Raw genomic sequence first — 18,815 nt, 5'->3', positions numbered from 1 at the left:
CGGGTGCGGGCGCCGGCGTGTTCCGCGCCGTCCCGGCGCGCCCGCGGCACGGGTCGGGTCGCGCGGCGGGCGCGGTCAGCGCTCGATCACGCCGTAGGGGGTTCCCTGGTGGAAGTAGAGCAGCCAGCTGTCACCGGAGCGCCGCCACAGGGAACTGCGGTGCGCTCGGCGGCCTTTGTCGTCGGTGTCGAATGTCAGGTGCACGAGGTCGGCGGCGAGCTGGACTCCCCGCATCCGCGAGGTGGTGCTGTGGCCGCCGGTCTCCGTCTCGGCGGCCAGCGCGGCGATGATGGAAGCACGGTCCCAGATGTGCCCGGACGAGCCGAACTCGTAGAAGTCGGGATGGAGCAGCGCGCCGACGAGGTCGGCGGAGCGGCGGACCTCCGGGTCGAGCAGGCGCAGTTCGCCCTCGATGGCGGCCTCGACGGCGGGATTGCGCTCAGACACCGGTCAGCTCCTCCAGTTTGACGACGGTGTTCCAGTTCCGGGTGGTGGCCAGCAGGCCCTTGAGCAGCCGGGGTCTGGCGAGTGCCCCGGCGAGCCGGGAGCGGCCGAGGCCGTCGGGCGCGTACAGGTAGAGGGCGCGGTCGCCCAGGCGGAACTCCTCGGGACGGAACTCCGCGGGCTCGACCGGGGCGAAGCGTGCGGGGTCGACGGCCTCGGAGAAGTAGGTGACGTGGAGCTGCCTGGCCTCCAGCTCGGCGGCGGGGAACGGGCATGCCTCGCGTACCGCCCGCAGATAGCGGTGGTCGCGGACGATGACGCCGACGCCGAACCCGAACCGCTGCTCGATGGCGGCGGAGAGCTCCGCGGCGAGGCTCTCCTCGTCACCGCGGTCGGCGCCGAACACGGCGTTCCCGCTCTGCAGGTGGGTGCGGACGCCGGTGAGGCCGAGCCCCTCCAGCAGGGTGCGCAGCTCGGCCATCGGCACCTTCTTCGCGCCGCCCACGTTGATGCCGCGCAACAGCGCCGCGTACGTCGTCGTCATCCGGACACCATAAGGCGGCCGTCGTGCCCCGTGGGGGTGGGCACGACGGCCGCGGCTCGGGGGCTGCGCGGGCGTGGCCGCGGGCGACGGGCCGGACGCTCTCGTGCCCGGCTCGCGGAGCCCGCCTGCGCGCGGACCGCCGGGCGGGACGCGCGGACCCGGGCGGGTGGGGCGTCCCGGTCTGCGGTGCGCTGCGCTGCGCGGGAGCGAGGTCCCCGACACCGGAAACCCTCGCCGATCGGCGCGCGTGGATCAACATCTTCCAGCAGCTGTGACTTGATCAACAAGCTTGCGAAAGGGTGCGGCGCTCCCCAGCCGCCGGAGGGGACCCGACCACGCGACCCTGACCGGCGCCCCCGAGAACTGCCCTTAGGTGTAGGGGGCTTGCTCCTCCACAGTGCGGAGGAGCGCGCGGTCCGCGGGGAGGAGGCCCGCGGTCCGAGGCTCACCGGGCAGCACGAGGTGACGCTCCCGGCCGGCCCCTACCGTCGAGACAGAGGTGACGGCAGGGGGCTGTCGCCGCAGGCAAGGGGGCAGGCCCGTCATGGGGAACGGACACACACGGGTGCGCGGCGTCGCCGCGCGGGCAGGCGGCTGGAGCGCCCGGCACCGATGGGCGGCGGTCGGCATCTGGGTGCTGTTCGTCGTCCTCGCGATGGGCCTCGGCGCGGCGGCCGGACGCGTCGACGTCAACGAGAGCGACCAGCTGAAGGGCGAGACGCACACCGCCGCGAAGATCATCGAGGACGCCCGCATCGAGGAGCCGGCCGGCGAGTCGGTGCTGGTGCAGTCGAGGGACGCGGGCGGCCGGGCCACCGACCCGGAGTTCCGGGAGGCGGTCGCCGCGGTCGTCGAGGCCGTCGGTGCGACCGGCGAGGTCACCGGGGTGACCTCGCCGTACGACACCGGGACGATCTCCGAGGACGGGCGCAGCGCGCTCGTGCGGTTCGAGATGCGCGGCGACGCCGACACGGCGGGCGAGCGCGTCGCCCCCGTGCTGAAGGCCGTCGCGGGGGTGCAGAAGGACCACGCCGGGCTGCGGATCGAGGAGATCGGCGGCGCGAGCATGATGAAGCAGTACGACGACGCCTTCGGCGACGACTTCCGGAAGGCCGAACTGTCCGCCGTGCCGGTGGCGTTGGGCATCCTGCTGATCGCCTTCGGCGCGCTGGTGGCGGCACTGCTGCCGGTGGCGCTCGCGGTCACCGCCATCATGGCGACGATGGGTCTGATGGGGCTCGTCAGCCATCTGATGCCGATGAGCGACACGGCCAACTCCGTGATGCTTCTGGTGGGGCTGGCCGTCGGCGTCGACTACTGCCTGTTCTACCTGCGGCGGGAGCGCGAGGAGCGCGCGGCGGGGCGGGACGCCGCGACCGCCCTGCGGATCGCCGCCGCGACGAGCGGGCGTGCCGTCATCGTCTCCGGCGTCACCGTGTGCGTGGCGATGGCGGGCATGCTCTTCACCGGGCTGGCCGAGTTCGAGGCGATGGGGCTGGCCTCGCTGATGGTCGTCGCCGTCGCCATGGTCGGCTCCGTCACCGTGCTGCCCGCACTGCTCTCGCTGCTCGGCGAGCGGGTGGAGAAGGGCCGGGTGCCGTTCCTGCGCCGGGCCGGGCGGCGGGGCACCGGCCGGGCCGCCGCCGAGGGAAGCCGGTTCTGGGACGCCGTGCTGCGGGTCGTGCTCGCCCGGCCCGCGATCGCGCTCGTGGTCGCGACCGGCGCCCTGCTGGCGGTGGCCGCTCCGGCCCTCGGCATGAAGACCCAGCAGCTCACCCTGGACCAGGAGTTCGGCGACTCCCTGCCCATCGTGGGCACCTACAACCGCCTCAACGACGCCTTCCCCGGCGGTTCCGAGCCCGCCGAGGTCGTCGTCGAGGCGCGGGACATCGACGCCGCCGACGTACGGTCCGCCCTCGCCGACTTCCGGGAGCAGGCGGTCCGCTCGGGTGCCTCGCGCGGCCCGGTCGACATCACGGTGCACTCCCGCCAGAACGTCGCCCTCGTCTCCGTCCCGCTGGTCGGCGGCTCCGACCAGGACCGGGCGGAGAAGAGCCTGGAACTCCTGCGCGACACGGTGCGGCCCGTGACCCTCGGCAGGGTCGAGGGGGTCCGGGCACCGATCACCGGGCAGGTCGCGGGGTCGCACGACTTCAACACCCAGCTCGTCGGCTCGGTGGCGCCGGTGTTCGCCTTCGTGATCGTGTTCGCCTTCCTGCTGATGCTCGTGTCGTTCCGCTCGCTGACGGTCGCCGTCACCTCGATCGTGCTCAACCTGCTGTCGGTGGCCGCCGCGTACGGCATCCTGGTCGCCGTCTTCCAGCACGGCTGGGGTGCCTCGCTGGTGGGCGCGGAGGGCGTGGGTGCCATCGTGACGTGGCTGCCGCTGTTCCTCTTCGTCATCCTGTTCGGGCTGTCGATGGACTACCACGTGTTCGTGGTCTCGCGTATCCGTGAGGCGCGACTGCGGGGCCGGGACACCAAGGACGCCATCCGGCACGGTGTGGTCACCACGGCGGGTGTCGTCACCAGCGCCGCCGTCATCATGGTCGCCGTCTTCGCGATCTTCGGAACGCTGTCCATGCAGTCCATGAAGCAGATGGGCGTGGGCCTGGCGGCGGCGGTGCTCATCGACGCCACGATCATCCGGGGTGTGCTGCTCCCGGCCGTGATGGCGCTGCTCGGCGAGCGCAACTGGTACCTGCCGGCGTGGCTGCGCCGGATGCCCGACCTGACGCACGACGAGGCCGCGGAGATGTCCGGGCCGGCCACGCCCGCGCCGCCGGCCGGGAAGCCGGAGGAGCGGGTGCGGGCCTGACGGGACACCGGAAGCCGGCTCGCCCGCGCGACCGCGGGCGGGCCGGCCGGGCGCTGCTCAGGCGGCCTGGGTCACCGTGTCACGCTCGAAGGAATCGATGGTGCGCGTGAAGTCCCGGGTGGACAGCAGGAGTTTGTAGATGATGGCGAGCTCGAAGACGAGGAGGAGCACGCCGGAGACGATCGTCGCCCCCATCACCTGGTCGAGCAGCGGGCCGATCATGAAGACGCCCATCTGGAATTCGATGCCGCTCACCAGGTGGGCACGGATGCGGTGCCGCAGCAGAAAGGACCGCAGCCGCAGATAGGCCGGGAAACGCCGGCGGAACTCCTGCTGGAGGTCGATGACCCGGGGCGGGGAGACCGGCTTCGGGTCCTCGGCCGGCTCCTCGGCGGACCGGGTCGCCGGCGGGACCGGAACCCGGCCGGGCAGAGCGGCGGGCGCCGTCGTCCCCGCCTCCGCGGCGGCCCGCGCGCCGGTCTCCTCCGCGTCCTGCTCCACCGCCTGCCGGGCGGCGGACTCCTCGGCCCGGGTCATGTCCTGCTCGATGTCGGCCTCGGGGTTGTCGCGCAGCAGGTCTTCCATGAAGCTCAGCTCGGCCTGGTTCTCCGCACGGCGCGCCGCCCGCATGCGCGACTTGATCTGCTTGCGCATCGTGTGGCGGATCTTGAAGATCTCCAGGGAGTTGATGTAGCGCAGGGTGTCGAGGCCCACCACGGCGAGGGCCAGCCAGATGTACAACGTCTCCCCGGTGCGCTGGTATTGACCGCCCATCAGCGCGATCGCGCAGACGGCCACCCGGATGCGGTCGAAGACGAAGTCGAGCCAGGCGCCGAACACCGAGCCCTGACCGGTGAGCCGCGCGAGCTTGCCGTCCATGCAGTCGAAGATGAAGCTCACGTGGTAGATGACCGCGCCCGCCACGAGCCAGCGCCAGTCGCCGAGCGCGAAGCAGGCCGCCGAGGCCAGCCCGAGGAGGAAGGCGCCCCAGGTGATCTGGTTCGGCGTGACCTTCGTCCGCAGGGCGAGCTGCCGGACCAGCGGGGTGGCGACCGGATCGACGAGCAGCACCGTCCACCAGGCGTCGCGCTTCTTCTCCGTGATGCGGCGTACCTCGGCGAGGGGCGGTATGTCTCGGCGTGTGGATGGCATGGGTCAACTTCCTGGTGTTCGACTGGAATTAACCTCACGCTAGGAATCCCCTTACCCAAGGCACAAGATCCGCTGCGTGCAACCTTTTGAAGGGGGTAACGGTCTCTTTCAACACCGAGTCGACGCATATTCCCGGTGGATCTCGCGTTACCTGAGCGTTACACAAATACCCGACCGTTATCGGATGCGCGCCAGGACTTCACCGTTCGGACGCAACCGTGACGCGGTGCCGCCGGACCCCCCGGGGAGGGTGACGTTCCGCGGGCCTTCGCGGACCCGGCGGACCCGTCCACCCGTCCAGGCGCCTCACCCCCGGACGCGTGATCCAGCGGCCGATGCCTCGGCTTCTCCGCCCCTCCCCGCGCGCCCCCCTCCCCCGCCCGCCCACGCGGCCGCTCGCCCTTTCCCGGCACCACCACCCCGTCGCCCCGTCGACCACCGGACCGCGGGCCGGCCGGCGCCCCGCGGCACCGCGCCGCCGCGTCGGCCTGCGGCAATGCGACACTTGCGGGCGGACGGCGCGGCCCCGGAGCCGTGACGCGAGGGAGCGCGCGGCCCCGCGCGCGGGACGACGGAGGCGGGCGATGGACGAGGCACGGGCGCGGGAGGTACTGGCCGCGGCGGACGTACTGCCGGGGCGGGCGCGGGACGCGACGCTCCTCGCACTCGGGGAGAACGCGGTGTTCGCCGCCGGCGGCCTGGTCGCGAAGGTCGGGCGGGACGCGGAACTACTGGAGCGCGCCCGGCGCGAGCTGGACGTCGCCGGCTGGCTCGCCGCCTCGGACGTGCCCGCGGTGCGGGCCGCCGCGCCCGATCCGCTGCTGGTCGAGGGACATCCCGTGACGGTGTGGCACCGGCTGCCCGAGGCCGTGCGGGCCGCCGAGCCGCGCGACCTGGCCGGCCTGCTGCGGCGGGTGCACGCGCTGCCCACCCCCGCGATCACCCTCCCGCCCCGCGATCTCCTGGGCGGGGTGGAGCGCTGGCTGCGGCTCGCGGGGGACGCCGTCGACCCCGCCGACGCGGCCTTTCTGCGGGAGCGGCGGGACGGTTTCGCCGCGTCCGCCGCCGCGCTCACCCCGCACCTGCCGCCGGGCCCGATCCACGGCGACGCACTGCCGCGCAACGTGCACGTCGGTCCGGCCGGACCCGTCCTGGTCGACCTGGAGACCTTCTCCGCCGACCTGCGCGAGCACGACCTGGTGGTGATGGCGCTGTCCCGCGACCGCTACGGGCTCGCCCCGGCGGCCTACGACGCCTTCGCCGAGGGCTACGGATGGGATGTCCGGACGTGGGAGGGCTGCTCGGTGCTGCGGGGGGCCCGCGAGACCGCGAGCTGCGCCTGGGTCGCCCAGCACGCACCGGCCAACCCCGGCGCGCTGGCCGAGTTCGAACGCCGGGTCGCCTCGCTCCGGGAGGGCGACGAGAGCGTGCGCTGGTACCCCTTCTGACCGGCGGGCCGCCGGCTCCGGGAGGTGGCGGCGCGGGCCCGGCGGCGGCCGGCCGGGGCGCGCCTCAGACGCGCTCGTCCGCCAGGGCCCGCACCGGCCAGGTCCCGTCCACCACGGCGCCGGGCTCGCCCTTGCGGCGCAGGAAGTCCTGGAAGTCGGCCGCCCACTGCGCGTACCACTCGATCTGGCGGCGGTGCAGTTCCGCGGGGCCGAGCGTCGCCACCTTGGGGTGGCGGCCGGCTATCGCACAGGCCAGCCGGGCGGCGGCGAGCGCGTCGGCCGAGGCGTCATGCGCGCCGTCCAGCGGCACGCCGTACTCGGCGCAGACCGCTTCGAGGGTGCGCTTGCCCCGGCGATAGCGGTCCACGGCACGGTCGATCGTGTAGGGGTCGACGACCGGCGCCGGGTCGCCGCCGAGCCGGTCGCGCAGGGACGGCAGTCCGTGGCGCCGCAGTTCGGCGGAGAGCAGGGTGAGGTCGAAGGCGGCGTTGTACGCGACCACCGGGACGCCCGCCTTCCAGTAGCCGGTGAGGACGCCGGCGAGCGCGTCGGCCACCTCGTCGGCCGGGCGGCCCTCGGCGCTCGCCCGCTCGTTGGTGATGCCGTGCACCGCCACCGCGTCGGCCGGGATCTCCACGCCCGGATCGGCCAGCCACTCACGACGCCCGGCCGGCTCGCCGTCCGCGACCTCGATCACGGCGCCCGTCACGATGCGCGCCGCGCGCGGATCGGTCCCGGTCGTCTCCAGGTCGAAGCCGATCAGCAGCTCCCGGTGCCAGCCCATGGGCGGCCCCCCTTCCTCGTGGTGCTTTCCCCCAGTGGTCCCCACCATCGCACGGGCCACTGACAATCCCCGGAGCGCGTCCCTCCGGGATGGGCGGGCGGGGGACCCGCCGTCAGGACACGGGGCGCGAATCGGCCCAGGCCACCTCGAACTCCTCGCGATAGGTCGGGAAAAGGCCCTCTTCCCCCTTGTCGTCCGGTTTGACCACCCGGCTGCCGCCCCGCAGCACCAGCACCGGCGCCTCCATGCCCCGGGTCCGGCGCAGATAGGACTGCACGACGGCGATCCCGTCCGAGCCGTCCCCGTCGACGAGGTAGGCGGTGAAGCGGGGGGTCTCGTCGAAGACCTGGATCGCGAAGGCGTCCGGGTCGCGCAGCCTGGAGCGCACCCGCCGCATGTGCAGGATGTTCATCTCCACCGCCCGGCTCAGCTCACCGCGCTTGATGCCCAGTTCGCGCTCCCGCCGCTTCACGGCGCTGGAGGCGGGGTTCAGGAACAGCAGGCGGACCCGGCAGCCGGACTCCGCGAGGCGGACGAGCCTGCGTCCGGAGAAGTTCTGCACCAGCAGGTTCAGGCCGATGCCGATGGCGTCGAGCCGGCGGGCGCCCCCGAAGAGGTCCTCGGCGGGGAACTGGCGCAGCAGCCGCACCCGGTCGGAGTGCACGCCGACGACGTCCGCGTAGCGGTCGCCGACCAGTTCCTCGACGGCGTCGACGGGCAGCCGGCGCGCGGAGGGCACGTCGCTGCCGGCGCCCAGGATCTCCAGGAGCCTCGCCGCCGCCCGCTCTGCCTGGCCGAGCACGGCCTCGGACAGGGCGCGGTTGCGCGAGACGACGTTCCGGGTCACCTCCAGCTCGTCCAGGGCGAGTTCGACGTCGCGGCGCTCGTCGAGGTACGGCTCGAAGCAGGGCCAGTGCTGCACCACGAGTTCGCGCAGCTGCGGCAGGGTGAGGAAGCTGAGCACGTTGTCGTCGGCCGGATCGAGCAGGTAGCCCTTGCGGCGGCTCACCTCGCGTACGGCGACCGCCCGCTGCACCCACTCCTGCCCGGCGGGTCCGGCGGCGGCGACCACCCAGTCGTCGCCGTGGACCGGTTCGTACACCGGACGCAGGACGGCGGCGACGACCGCGCGCAGCCGCTGTTCGACCAGGTTCAGCCAGATGTAGGCGCGGCCGGCCCGCTGGGCGCGGGTGCGCACCTCCCGCCAGGCGTCGGCGCCCCAGTCCAGTTCCGGTCCGATGGATCCTCTCTCCATCGGCCGTGCCAGGGACACCGCGCCGGGCGGGACATCTGTGGAGTTCCCCTCGTGACCCTCGTCACCAGGAGGAAGCTCCAGCCCTCCCGAGCCCACCCGTGCACCGCCTTCCGCTCCCCCGAGCCATCCCCAGGGGCCGGGCCCCCGACCAACCGGTCTCCGGGGTCGTGCCCCAATCAACGATCAAGGAAGGGTACTCCGGGAGCGGTGGGCGGTGCAGCCCGATGGACAGGCTGTTTCCCAACTACCTCGGTTCCGCTTGGCCGTTCTGGTTCGCCAGCTCCGGCGGAGTGAGCGGATTCATGGCGGTGACGTCGCGCGGGGCGATGGAGAAGCCCTGCCAGTGGACGGGCATGGGCTGCTGGTCCTCGTCGCGGGCGATGTGGTGGAAGCCCACGTTGACCCAGACCACGGGGTGGGTGAGCGTCTGTCCGCCGACCCACTTGTCGACGGACTTCCCGTGTCCGGCACCGCAGTTGCGCAGGTTGTCGCTGGCGAACTGCTCGCACTTGGCGTACTGGGTGAAGTAGACGTCGTGCCGGGTGAAGGAGCGGCCCAGGTACTTGGTCGTCGGGCCCGGCACCAGTTCGTAGGAGCGGGCGTGGTTGTCCTTGTTGCGGCCGGAGTTGCTCACCACCCGCCACCAGCGGGAGTTCTTGGCGTCGCCCGCGAACTCCTTGGTGATCCGGGTGCGCGTGGTCTTCTTGCTGGGTGCCTCGGCGCCGCGGGCGGGCGGGCTGACCGCGGAGTCGTACTGCTCGACCTTGGCCTTGGAGGAGCCGTCGAGGCCGAAGTTGAGCCGCCAGAACACGTTGTGGCTGTGGCTGGTGGCGTAGTCCTTGGCGCCCTTGCCGAGCGGCCAGCCGCGGCCGTCGCCGGCGTCGTAGTCGCCGGGCGAGAGGCTTCCGGTGGCGCCGATGTCCATGGCGAGGGTGCCGTCGTCCTGGAAGCGCCACTCGGTGATGTACTCGTACCAGCCGACCTTGTTGACCGTGTAGACGAGCAGGTCCTTGCCCTGCTTCTGGAAGACCTTGTTGCCGGTGTCGGCCTGCATGCGGTACGCGTGGCCGCGCGAACGGGTCGTGGCGCACAGGCCCTTGACGTTCGCGTGCCGGGGGTCCCACGCCTCGGGCACCTTGACCGTCTTGATGGTGCCGCCGGGGCATTCGGCGGGCGCCATCTCCATCAGCCCCTGCCCGAATCCGGCGCCCGTCAGGTCGCTGTACTCGACCGAGCCGTCGTCGTAGGGGACGTCGATCTGGGCCAGCTTGGCGGTGCTGAGGACCTTGATCGGGCGGGTCTCGCCGGGAGGCTGGTAGGAGACGTCCTCCAGGACGAGCCCGGCCTCGCTCTCGTAGTGCCAGCACATCCGCCAGGTGGTGCCGGTGGCGAGCTTCTGCTCGATCCGGTAGGCGGCGCTGCAGTCGGGGGCCGCGGCCGGGGCGGCCTGGGGCCGGGCGGCGGCCGGACCCGCCGCCGTCGTGGCGCCGGCGGCCAGGGCGAGCACCGAGAGGCCCGCCGCCACCCGGCTGCGGGCACGGCTGTTTCTGTCGACACGCATGAGGAAGCGACTCCTTGCGGAAAACTGTGGTGGTGGGAGTGGAGCGGACGGGCGCCCGGTGGTCAGCCGAGCTTGCCGACCGTGCGGGTGCTCAGGTCGATCACCAGGTCACGGCTGTCGATCCAGGGCCCGTTGCGGACCTTCGGGAACAGGCGCACGCACCGGTGCCTGCCGCAGGCGTCCAGGACGGCGGGCTGCGCCCCGGGGGTGGCGCGGTACACCATGCTGCTGAGCAGGAACTGGCCGGCCGAGGTGAGGTCCTTGCCGGTGGCGTCCCTGTAGTCGGCCTTCAGGCCCGCGCCGAGCGGGTCGGCGATCAGCAGGTCGGCGGCCTGAGTCATCTCGGCCCGGCTGATCGGCGGCTGCACGTCGTGCTGGACGCCGGTGTGCTCCACCCTGCCGGTGTCGAGGTTGACGGTCCGGGTGACGAGCGAGTCGTCCTTGTAGTCGTAGAACCGGACGTCGGCGCGGCGCGGCGCGGCCGGGTCGTCCAGTTCGGAGAGCTCGGGCTCGGCCAGGTCGGCGCCGAGGCGCTGCGGCCCGCGGCCCCCCTCGACGTTCTCGCCCGCGGTCAGGAGGCTCCGGCTCTCCGCGATGTGCTCGACGCGCCGCAGCTCGTCGTCGGTGAGCGGGTCGCGCCCGACACCCTTCGCGCCCTGCGCCGGCGCCCGCTCGACCACACCGGGCCGCACCGCGCCGCCCGGCCCCGCCGCGTCCGCGGCCGGCCGTGCGTCCCCCCGGCCCGCTCCGGTCCCGCCTCTCCCGTCGGCCCCGGCGGAGCCCGGAAGGGTGATTCCGATCATCACGGCCGTGCCGGCCACCGCGATGGCCGCGCCCGCCACCACCTTGCCCAGATGGCGGTGCACTGTCCTGCGCACATGTCCCCCTGCTCCTCCTGTGTCCCCAGGAGTCGTCGAAAGCCCCACCGGTTCGGCATACGGGGTATGCCTGGTCGCGGGGTAAGAGGGAGTTAAGTCATAGGAGGTTCCATCACTTTCGGGGAGACTCGTCTCGGACTCGCCCCCAGGGGCACGGCACTACTGGAAGAGTCATATCCATGCAGGTCTGGCCTGGTGAGGCATATCCACTCGGTGCCACGTACGACGGTGCCGGTACCAATTTCGCGGTCTTCTCGGAGGCCGCCGACCGTATTGAGCTGTGTCTGCTGGACGACGACGGCTCGGAGACGGCCGTGGAGCTGCGCGAGACGGACGCCTTCGTCCGGCACGCCTATCTGCCGGGCGTCATGCCCGGGCAGCGCTACGGCTTCCGGGTGCACGGGCGCTACGCGCCCGAGCACGGGCAGCGCGCCAACTCCGCGAAGCTGCTGCTCGATCCGTACGCGAAGGCGATCTCCGGCTCCGTCACGTGGGGTCAGGAGGTGTACAGCTACCCCTTCGGTTCACCCGACAAGCGCAACGACCTGGACTCCGCGCCGCACACGATGTCGTCCGTCGTGGTGAATCCCTACTTCGACTGGGGCGAGGACCGGCGCCCCCGTACGGAGTACCACCACACGGTGCTCTACGAGGCCCACGTGAAGGGCCTCACGATGCGGCACCCGGCCCTGCCCGAGGAGTTGCGCGGCACCTACGCGGCCCTGGCCCATCCGGCCATCATCGAACATCTGACCGAACTCGGCGTGACGGCACTGGAGCTGATGCCCGTACACCAGTTCGTGAACGATCACCGACTGGTCGACATGGGCCTCAGCAACTACTGGGGCTACAACACGATCGGCTTCTTCGCCCCGCACAACGCCTACGCCTCCTGGGGCGACCGCGGCCAGCAGGTCCTGGAGTTCAAGTCGGCCGTGCGGGCCCTGCACGAGGCGAACATCGAGGTCATCCTCGACGTCGTCTACAACCACACCGCCGAGGGCAACCACCTCGGTCCCACCCTGTCCTTCCGCGGCCTGGACAACGCCTCGTACTACCGGCTGGCCGACGACCCCCGCTACTACATGGACACCACGGGCACCGGCAACTCGCTGCTCATGCGCTCCCCGCACGTGCTCCAGCTCATCATGGACTCGCTGCGCTACTGGGTCACCGAGATGCACGTGGACGGCTTCCGCTTCGACCTCGCCGCCACGCTCGCCCGCCAGTTCCACGAGGTGGACCGGCTGTCGTCGTTCTTCGACCTCGTCCAGCAGGACCCGGTGGTCTCCCAGGTCAAGCTGATCGCCGAACCCTGGGACGTGGGCGAGGGCGGCTACCAGGTGGGCAACTTCCCGCCGCTGTGGACCGAGTGGAACGGCAAGTACCGCGACACCGTGCGCGACCTGTGGCGCGGTGAGCCCCGCACGCTGGCGGAGTTCGCCGGCCGGCTCACCGGCTCCTCCGACCTCTACCAGGACGACGGGCGCCGGCCGCTCGCCTCCATCAACTTCGTCACCTGCCACGACGGCTTCACCCTGAACGACCTCGTCTCGTACAACGACAAGCACAACGACGCCAACGGGGAGGAGAACCGCGACGGCGAGAGCCACAACCGCTCCTGGAACTGCGGGGCCGAGGGCGAGACCGACGACGAGGGCGTGCTGGCCCTGCGCGGCCGGCAGCGGCGCAACTTCATCGCCACGCTGATGCTCTCCCAGGGCGTGCCGATGCTCAGCCACGGCGACGAGTTCGCCCGCTCCCAGGGCGGCAACAACAACGCCTACTGCCAGGACAGCGAGCTGTCCTGGGTGCCGTGGCCCGAGGAGGACTGCGAACTCCTGGACTTCACCCGTGCGATGGTCTGGCTGCGCCGCGACCACCCCGTCTTCCGGCGGCGGCGCTTCTTCCACGGACGGCCCGTCCAGGGGACCCACGACGAGTTGTCGGACATCGCCTGGTTCACGCCCGAGGGCCAGGAGATGACGGAGCACGACTGGGGTTCGGCCACGGCACGGGCCCTGTCCGTGTTCCTCAACGGCAACGCGATCTCCGAGCCGGGCCCGCGCGGGGAGCGCATCGCGGACGACTCCTTCCTGCTGCTGTTCAACGCGTCGCCGAAGTCGCTCGACTTCGTCGTCCCGGTCGACCACGGCCGTCAGTGGCAGGTCGTGGTGGACACCTCCCTGCCCGGGGGCGTGGCCGCGGGCACCGGCGCGAAGGTCGACGCGGGGGACCGGCTGACCCTCGTCGACCGGAGCATGACGGTGCTGCAGCGCCCGGCCTAGGTTCCGCGCCGGGAGCATCCGCACGGCGGCCGGGGACCCGCACGGGTCCCCGGCCGTCCCCGCACAGCGGACCGGCCGCCGGAGGGCCCCGGGACGCCGCCGCACGGGCCGCCCGCGTGCCCGTGCCGCGGCGCGTCCGGACGCCCGGATGCGCGCGGCGGTGACACGAAAGGCGGCAGGACGGGTACGTAACTCCGCATGACACCTGAGCGTCCCGAACCGGCGTCGGCGGACCCGGTGGTCCCCGGCCCGGTGCCCCACGCCCCGCCCACCTCCACGTACCGGCTCCAGCTCCAGCCGGAGTTCCCCTTCGGCCGGGCCGAGGCGGCCGTGCCCTACCTGGCCGCGCTCGGCGTGTCCCACCTGCACCTGTCGCCGGTCCTGGAGGCCGTGCCCGGCTCGGCGCACGGCTACGACGTGGTGGACCACGCGCGGGTGCGCGGGGAACTCGGCGGCGAGGCGGGCCTGCGCTCCCTGGCCCGCACCGCGCGGGACCACGGTCTCGGCCTCGTCGTCGACATCGTGCCGAACCACATGGCGGCCGACCCGCGCCACAACCACGCCCTGCGGGAGGTCCTGCGCGAGGGTCCCCGGTCGCCGTACGCGCGCTGGTTCGACATCGACTGGGACGCGCAGGACGGCCGGGTGCTGCTCCCCGTGCTCGGCGACCGGCTCGGCGCGGAGATCGGCCACCTGAAGGTCGACGGCGACATACTGCGCTACTACGACCACGTGTTCCCACTGCGCGCCGGCACCGGGAAGCTCCCGATGCCCGACCTCCTGGACGCCCAGTGGTACCGCCTCGCCTGGTGGCGGCTGGCCCGCACCGAGCTGAACTACCGGCGGTTCTTCAGCATCTCGGAACTGATCGGGGTCCGGGTCGAGGACCCGGAGGTCTTCGCGGCGACCCACGGCAAGATCCTGGAGCTGCTGGACGAGGGCGTGATCGAGGGGCTGCGCATCGACCACCCGGACGGTCTCGCGGACCCGGACGCCTATCTGCGCCGGCTGCACGAGGCGACCGGCGGCCGGTGGACGGTGGTCGAGAAGATCCTGGCCCGGGACGAACCCCTGCCGCCCTCCTGGCCGGTGGCGGGCACCACCGGGTACGACGCGCTGCACCGGATCGACGGGCTGTTCGCCGATCCGGCGGGAGCGAGCGGGCTGCTCGGCCACTACCGGCGGTTCGCGGCTGCCGAGGCCGATCTCGGCGGCCATTGGGAGACGACCGTGCGGCGCGCCGCGTACCGGGTGGTCACGCACGAACTGGCCACGGAGGTCGAGCGCCTCACCCGTGTCGCGAGCCGGCTGTGCGCGCACTCCCCCGACGCCGCCCTGCGCGACCACGCCCCCTGGGCCCTGCGCGCCGCGCTGCGCGAACTCCTCGTCCGCATGGAGGTGTACCGGCCCTACCCGTCCACGGACGCCTCCCTCGCGGTGACCGAGCGGGCCGCCGAGGAGGCGCGGGACGCCTTCACGGTGCCGGAGGAGGCGCACGCCGTGGACGCCGTGCGCGGCCTGGTGCTCGGCCGGTCCGGTCAGGGGCCCGAGGGCGCCGAGTTCCGGGCCCGCTTCGCGCAGACGTCGTCGGCGCTGCGGGCCAAGTCCGTGGAGGACAGCGCGTTCTACCGCTACGTTCCGCTGCTGTCGGCGAACGAGGTGGGGGGCGACCCGGGCCGTCCCGCGGTGACCCCGGAGGACTTCCACGCCTACTGCGCGCGGATGCAGCGGGACCGGCCTGCCGGTGGCACCGTGCTGTCCACCCACGACACCAAGCGCAGCGCCGACGTGCGGGCCGCCGTCTCCGTCCTCTCGCAGTGCCCGGACCGCTGGTCCGACCTCCTCGGGGAGTTGTCGCGGGAGGAGCCGGGCATGCCCGACCCGCAGGTGGCGTGGGCCGCCTGGCAGACGGTGTTCGGCCTGGGGCCGGCCGGGGAGGACGCCGGGGCGGGGGCGGAAGCCGCCTACCGGGAGCGGGTCGGCGACGCCCTGCTCAAGCACGTCCGGGAGGCCGGGACGCACACCGCCTGGACCGAGCGGGACGCCGCCTACGAGGAGGCGGTGGCCGCGTTCGTGGCGGCGGGGCCCTGCGGGCCCCCGGGGCGCCGCGTGGCGGCCTTCCGCGCAACGCTGGCACCGCACATCCGGGCGAACGTCCTCGGGGCCGCCCTGGTCCATCTGACGATGCCCGGGGTGCCGGACGTGTACCAGGGCACCGAGGGCGAGTACCGGGCCCTGGTGGACCCCGACAACCGCGGGGCGTTCGCCCCCCGGGACCCGTCCGAGGAGAAGGCGGCGCTCACGGCGGCGGCGCTGCGACTGCGGTCCCGGCGGCCGGACGTCTTCGGCGCCGCGGCGGACTACGCGCCGCTGCGCGCCGAGGGCGAGGCGGCCGCGCACTGCCTGGCGTTCACCCGTTCCGGTGAGGTGATCACGGCGGTCACCCGGCTGTCGCTGCGGCTCGCGGAGGCGGGCGGCTGGGGCGAGACCCGGCTGCCGCTGCCCGCGGGGCGGTGGGCCGACGTGCTCGGCCCGGACGACCCGGAGCGGGTGTTCTCCGGCCACGCGCGCGCGGCCGACCTCTTCGGCCGGTCGCCCGCCGTGCTCCTGGAGCGGGTCAGCGCAGCAGGACCGGCAGGGTCCGCGGCGACCGGCTGACCAGGCCCTCCGCCGGGGGCCGGTTCCCCGGAGCCCGGCGGAGGGCCGGCAGGACGTCGAGGAGGGCCCGCACGCCGTGCCGCGCGATCAGCCCGGCGAGCGGGCCGGCCGGGCAGCCGCGCGGCCCCCGGCCGAGGGCGAGCGGGCCGGGATCGGCGCGGAAGGCGTCGTAGCGGTCGGGGTCGGCGAACCGCTGCGGGTCCCGCCCGGCGGCACCGAGCAGGCAGGCCACGGTGGCGCCCGCGGGAATCGGGCCGACGGCGGTCAGGGCGGTGCGCGCGACGACCTGGAGCGGCGGGTCGCGGCGCAGCGACTCGGCCCACGCCGCGTCCGCCGGCCCGGGACGGGCCCGGATCGCGTCCAGTTGGCCCGGGTGGTCGAGGAGGTTGGCCAGGTGGCAGGCGAGGGCCTGCGCGGTGGTGCCGCCGGCGCCCAGCAGGATCGCGGCGACGCCCGTGACCGCCCGGTCGGTGGGCGGTCGTCCGTCGCCTCGCCCGCCCGCCTCGCCGCGACCGTCCCCCCGGCCGCGGGCGGTGCAGAGCGCGGACAGCAGGTCGTCGCCGGGACGGGCGCGGCGCCGGGCGATGTGCGGGGCCAGCAGGGCCGCCAGCGCCGGGTGGTGCCCGCCGCGGTGGTCGAGACCGGCGCGGCACAGGGCGTGGACGCGCGCCGTCTCCTCGTAGGGCAGCCCGAGGGCGGCGACGACCGCCGCGGTGGGCAGCCACTGGCAGAACTCGGCGACGAGGTCGGCCTCCGGGCGGGACGCGAGCCGGCGGGCCAGGACGTACGCGGCGCGTTCGACGCCGGCGGCCAGGGCTGCGGGCACCCGGTCCCGGAACGCCGGGCGGACGAGGGCGAGGGCGCGGTGGTCGGCGCCCGGGCGGCCGTCCGGGCCGGCGAGCGCGGGGCCGGGGCCCGCGGGCGCGAACCGCGGGTCGGCGAGCACGGCGCGCACGTCGGCGTACCGGCTGATCAGCCAGGCGCCGAACGGCTCGTCGTACAGCAGCGGGAAGCGTCCGCGCAGGGTGCGGTAGAGCGGGTACGGGTCACGTCCGGTCCCCGGGTCGAGCAGGCTCGGCGGGGCGGGCGCGGAGCCGGCCGGCGGGGGCGTGTACGGGAGGACGGGCGCGGAGCGGGGCGGCGCCTGGCCGGTGCGGGGCGGCGCCTGGCCGGTGCGGGGCGGCGCCTGGCCGGTGCGGGGCGACGCGGTGACCGGCGGGCCGGGGCATGCTCCCGGGTTCGGTCCGCCGGGCGGGCGCGATCCGGCCGGCGGAAGCGGGTCGGCCCGCGGCGCCGGGGCGGTCTCGCCGGGAAGGCCGTGCGGGCACAGCACAGCGGGCCTCCCTGTCGGGTCTGCGCGCCGGACCCGCGCGCGGGTGCCCCCAGCCGACCACCGGACGCCGTCGCCCGCAGCTCACGTACACCCGTACGGGTGAATCGCCTGGGCGGGTTCCGCCGGGGGCGGGGGCGCCGGTGCGGCCCGCGGCGCCGCTCCTCCGTCCGACCGGCCGGGTCCGGGCCCCGCTCCGTGCAGGCCGGTGGGGCCGCCGGGACCGGTGCGGGCCGCTCCGGGGGCGGGGCGGGGCGGTGTGCGCGGCCGGCGGGCGCCGGGAGCGGGAGAAGTACCGTCCGGTGCCCTCTGGCGCCGCCCCGTCAAATCCTTGACAGTTCTCCAAGGGAACGGAGTACTGCCGAGAGCGGCGCAGGGCGGACGAGTCGGGGGTGAGTCACCTGCCGGAGTTGCGCTACCCGAGTGTGACCGAAATCGTGGCGTCCGCACGGGCGTTGGCGGCTCACCGGCCGGACCTGTGCGTCCTGAGACAAGTGGGCCTGTCGCGCGGCGGGAGGCCGCTCCACCTGCTGTCGGTCGGCCACGCGAGGCGCGCGGTGCTGGTCGTCGCGGGCGCCCACGCGAACGAACCGACCGGTGGCTCGACCCTGCTGCACCTGGCCGAACGCATCGCGGCGCAACGGGAGTTGCGCCAGGACACCGCATGGCACTTCCTGCTGTGCGCGGACCCGGACGGGGCGAGCCTGCACGTGACCCCCGCCCCGCGCAGCCTGTTCGACTACCACCTGGGCTTCTTCCGCCCGGCGGGCCCCGAGCAGCCGGAGTGGTCGCCGTCCGTCCTGCCGCCCGACCGGCTGCCGCCGGAGACCCGGGCGCTGATCCGGGTCATCGACGAGTTGCGGCCCTACCTCCAGGTGACCCTGCACGGCACCGATCTGGGCGGCAGCTGGGTGCAGTTGACCAAGGACGTCCCGGGCCTCGCGGAACCGTTCGCCAAGTCCGCGGCGGAGCTGCACATCCCGGTCGAGACGGCCGCGTCGGACGCGGCGGGGTGGCCGGCCTCCGGGCCGGGAGTGCACGTCATGCCGGCTCCGGGCTCGGACACCGCCTACCCGAGCATGCCGGACGACGCGCGACACAGCACCTGGTACCACGCCCACCGGTACGGCGGGCTGACGGCCGTGGTGGAGGTGCCGATGTGGGCGAGCGACCTGGTGGACGATCCCGCGCCGCACCCGGATCCGGCCGCGGCCCTGCGCGGGCTGGCCCGCCGACTGCTGGCGGACGCCCTCCAGGTGGAGGCGGTGCTCGCCCGGGCCGCGCCCCGGCTGCCGGACCGCGACGGTCCGCTGCTGCGGGCGGCCACGTGGGCGCTGGAGCTGATCCCGGGGCTCGCCGTCGACTGGGCGCGGATGCCCCCGCCGGACATCACGAGGGCCTACGTGGGCAGCGTCGACGCGTTCGGCCGGCGCCTCCCGCTGCGGGCGGCCTCGATGCTGCTGCGCGTCCTGCGGGAGGCCGGGGACGCCGAGGCGCCGCTGCTGCAGGACCTCGTCGCCGCCTGGAGCGACGCCTTCGCCGAGCGGTTCCGGGCGCGCTGGGTGCCGCTGGAGAACCAGGTCGAGCACCAGGCCCGCACCGTCGTCGCGGCGGCCCGCCACGCGCGCGACCGCGCCGCCTGACCGGGCCGCGCG

At 74.0% G+C, this 18,815-nt stretch carries 13 protein-coding genes; 5 read left to right on the top strand and 8 right to left on the bottom strand.

Annotation, left to right across the window (positions count from 1 at the left end; translation table 11 throughout):
• Positions 1 to 75 precede the first annotated feature (75 nt).
• Both ACGFS9_RS14080 and ACGFS9_RS14075 read right to left on the bottom strand, forming a co-directional pair.
• On the bottom strand, positions 76 to 447 hold the full coding sequence (locus tag ACGFS9_RS14080) for a DUF4440 domain-containing protein (protein ID WP_393253141.1): 372 nt from the start codon (positions 445 to 447) through the stop codon (positions 76 to 78).
• Positions 440 to 988: a DUF1697 domain-containing protein gene (locus ACGFS9_RS14075; protein WP_393253140.1), complete on the bottom strand. Its 549-nt coding sequence runs from the start codon at positions 986 to 988 to the stop codon at positions 440 to 442. The genes ACGFS9_RS14080 and ACGFS9_RS14075 overlap by 8 nt, the downstream gene beginning before the upstream one ends.
• Before the next feature lie 544 nt (positions 989 to 1,532).
• Here ACGFS9_RS14075 and ACGFS9_RS14070 point away from each other — a divergent pair.
• The gene (locus ACGFS9_RS14070) at positions 1,533 to 3,806 is read left to right on the top strand and encodes an MMPL family transporter (RefSeq protein WP_393253138.1); all 2,274 of its coding nucleotides are present in this window, start codon (positions 1,533 to 1,535) and stop codon (positions 3,804 to 3,806) included.
• A gap of 57 nt (positions 3,807 to 3,863) precedes the next feature.
• Here ACGFS9_RS14070 and ACGFS9_RS14065 read toward each other — a convergent pair whose 3' ends face one another.
• On the bottom strand, positions 3,864 to 4,958 hold the full coding sequence (locus ACGFS9_RS14065; RefSeq protein ID WP_393253136.1) for a CDP-alcohol phosphatidyltransferase family protein: 1,095 nt from the start codon (positions 4,956 to 4,958) through the stop codon (positions 3,864 to 3,866).
• 584 nt (positions 4,959 to 5,542) lie between these two features.
• On the opposite strand from ACGFS9_RS14065, the gene ACGFS9_RS14060 reads away from it, so the two are divergent.
• A complete protein-coding gene (locus ACGFS9_RS14060) occupies positions 5,543 to 6,406 on the top strand; it encodes a phosphotransferase enzyme family protein (RefSeq protein ID WP_393253135.1) in 864 nt (287 codons plus the stop codon).
• A gap of 64 nt (positions 6,407 to 6,470) precedes the next feature.
• Here ACGFS9_RS14060 and ACGFS9_RS14055 read toward each other — a convergent pair whose 3' ends face one another.
• From ACGFS9_RS14055 to ACGFS9_RS14040, 4 genes are all read right to left on the bottom strand, one after another.
• Positions 6,471 to 7,190 carry a 3'-5' exonuclease gene (locus tag ACGFS9_RS14055; RefSeq protein WP_393253133.1) on the bottom strand — a complete coding sequence of 240 codons (720 nt, stop codon included), beginning with the start codon at positions 7,188 to 7,190 and terminating at the stop codon, positions 6,471 to 6,473.
• Positions 7,191 to 7,302: 112 nt separating this feature from the next.
• Positions 7,303 to 8,541 (bottom strand): SAV2148 family HEPN domain-containing protein, encoded by a 1,239-nt coding sequence (locus ACGFS9_RS14050; protein WP_393253131.1) that lies wholly within the window; start codon positions 8,539 to 8,541, stop codon positions 7,303 to 7,305.
• 148 nt (positions 8,542 to 8,689) lie between these two features.
• Entirely contained in the window at positions 8,690 to 10,006 is a 1,317-nt protein-coding gene (locus ACGFS9_RS14045) for a copper amine oxidase (protein ID WP_393253129.1), read from the bottom strand.
• A gap of 62 nt (positions 10,007 to 10,068) precedes the next feature.
• Positions 10,069 to 10,884, bottom strand: a complete 816-nt coding sequence (locus ACGFS9_RS14040; RefSeq protein WP_393253127.1) for a Tat pathway signal sequence domain protein — start codon at positions 10,882 to 10,884, stop codon at positions 10,069 to 10,071.
• 179 nt (positions 10,885 to 11,063) lie between these two features.
• Here ACGFS9_RS14040 and glgX point away from each other — a divergent pair, with 179 nt between their 5' ends.
• Both glgX and treY read left to right on the top strand, forming a co-directional pair.
• Complete coding sequence (gene glgX, locus ACGFS9_RS14035; RefSeq protein ID WP_393253125.1) at positions 11,064 to 13,172, top strand: glycogen debranching protein GlgX; 2,109 nt, start codon at positions 11,064 to 11,066, stop codon at positions 13,170 to 13,172.
• Positions 13,173 to 13,370: 198 nt separating this feature from the next.
• Positions 13,371 to 15,830, top strand: coding sequence for a malto-oligosyltrehalose synthase (gene treY, locus ACGFS9_RS14030; protein ID WP_393253123.1), 2,460 nt, complete (start codon positions 13,371 to 13,373; stop codon positions 15,828 to 15,830).
• Here treY and ACGFS9_RS14025 read toward each other — a convergent pair.
• On the bottom strand, positions 15,790 to 17,163 hold the full coding sequence (locus ACGFS9_RS14025; protein ID WP_393253121.1) for a cytochrome P450: 1,374 nt from the start codon (positions 17,161 to 17,163) through the stop codon (positions 15,790 to 15,792). The genes treY and ACGFS9_RS14025 overlap by 41 nt on opposite strands.
• A gap of 389 nt (positions 17,164 to 17,552) precedes the next feature.
• Here ACGFS9_RS14025 and ACGFS9_RS14020 point away from each other — a divergent pair, with 389 nt between their 5' ends.
• Positions 17,553 to 18,803 carry a M14 family zinc carboxypeptidase gene (locus tag ACGFS9_RS14020; protein ID WP_393253119.1) on the top strand — a complete coding sequence of 417 codons (1,251 nt, stop codon included), beginning with the start codon at positions 17,553 to 17,555 and terminating at the stop codon, positions 18,801 to 18,803.
• The last annotated feature ends 12 nt before the right edge of the window (positions 18,804 to 18,815 follow it).

The sequence above is a fragment of the Streptomyces sp. NPDC048566 genome, from assembly GCF_043199735.1.
GTDB lineage: Bacteria > Actinomycetota > Actinomycetes > Streptomycetales > Streptomycetaceae > Streptomyces.
Note: the sequence above shows the minus strand (reverse complement) of the source record. Positions and strands in the feature narration are given on the sequence as shown.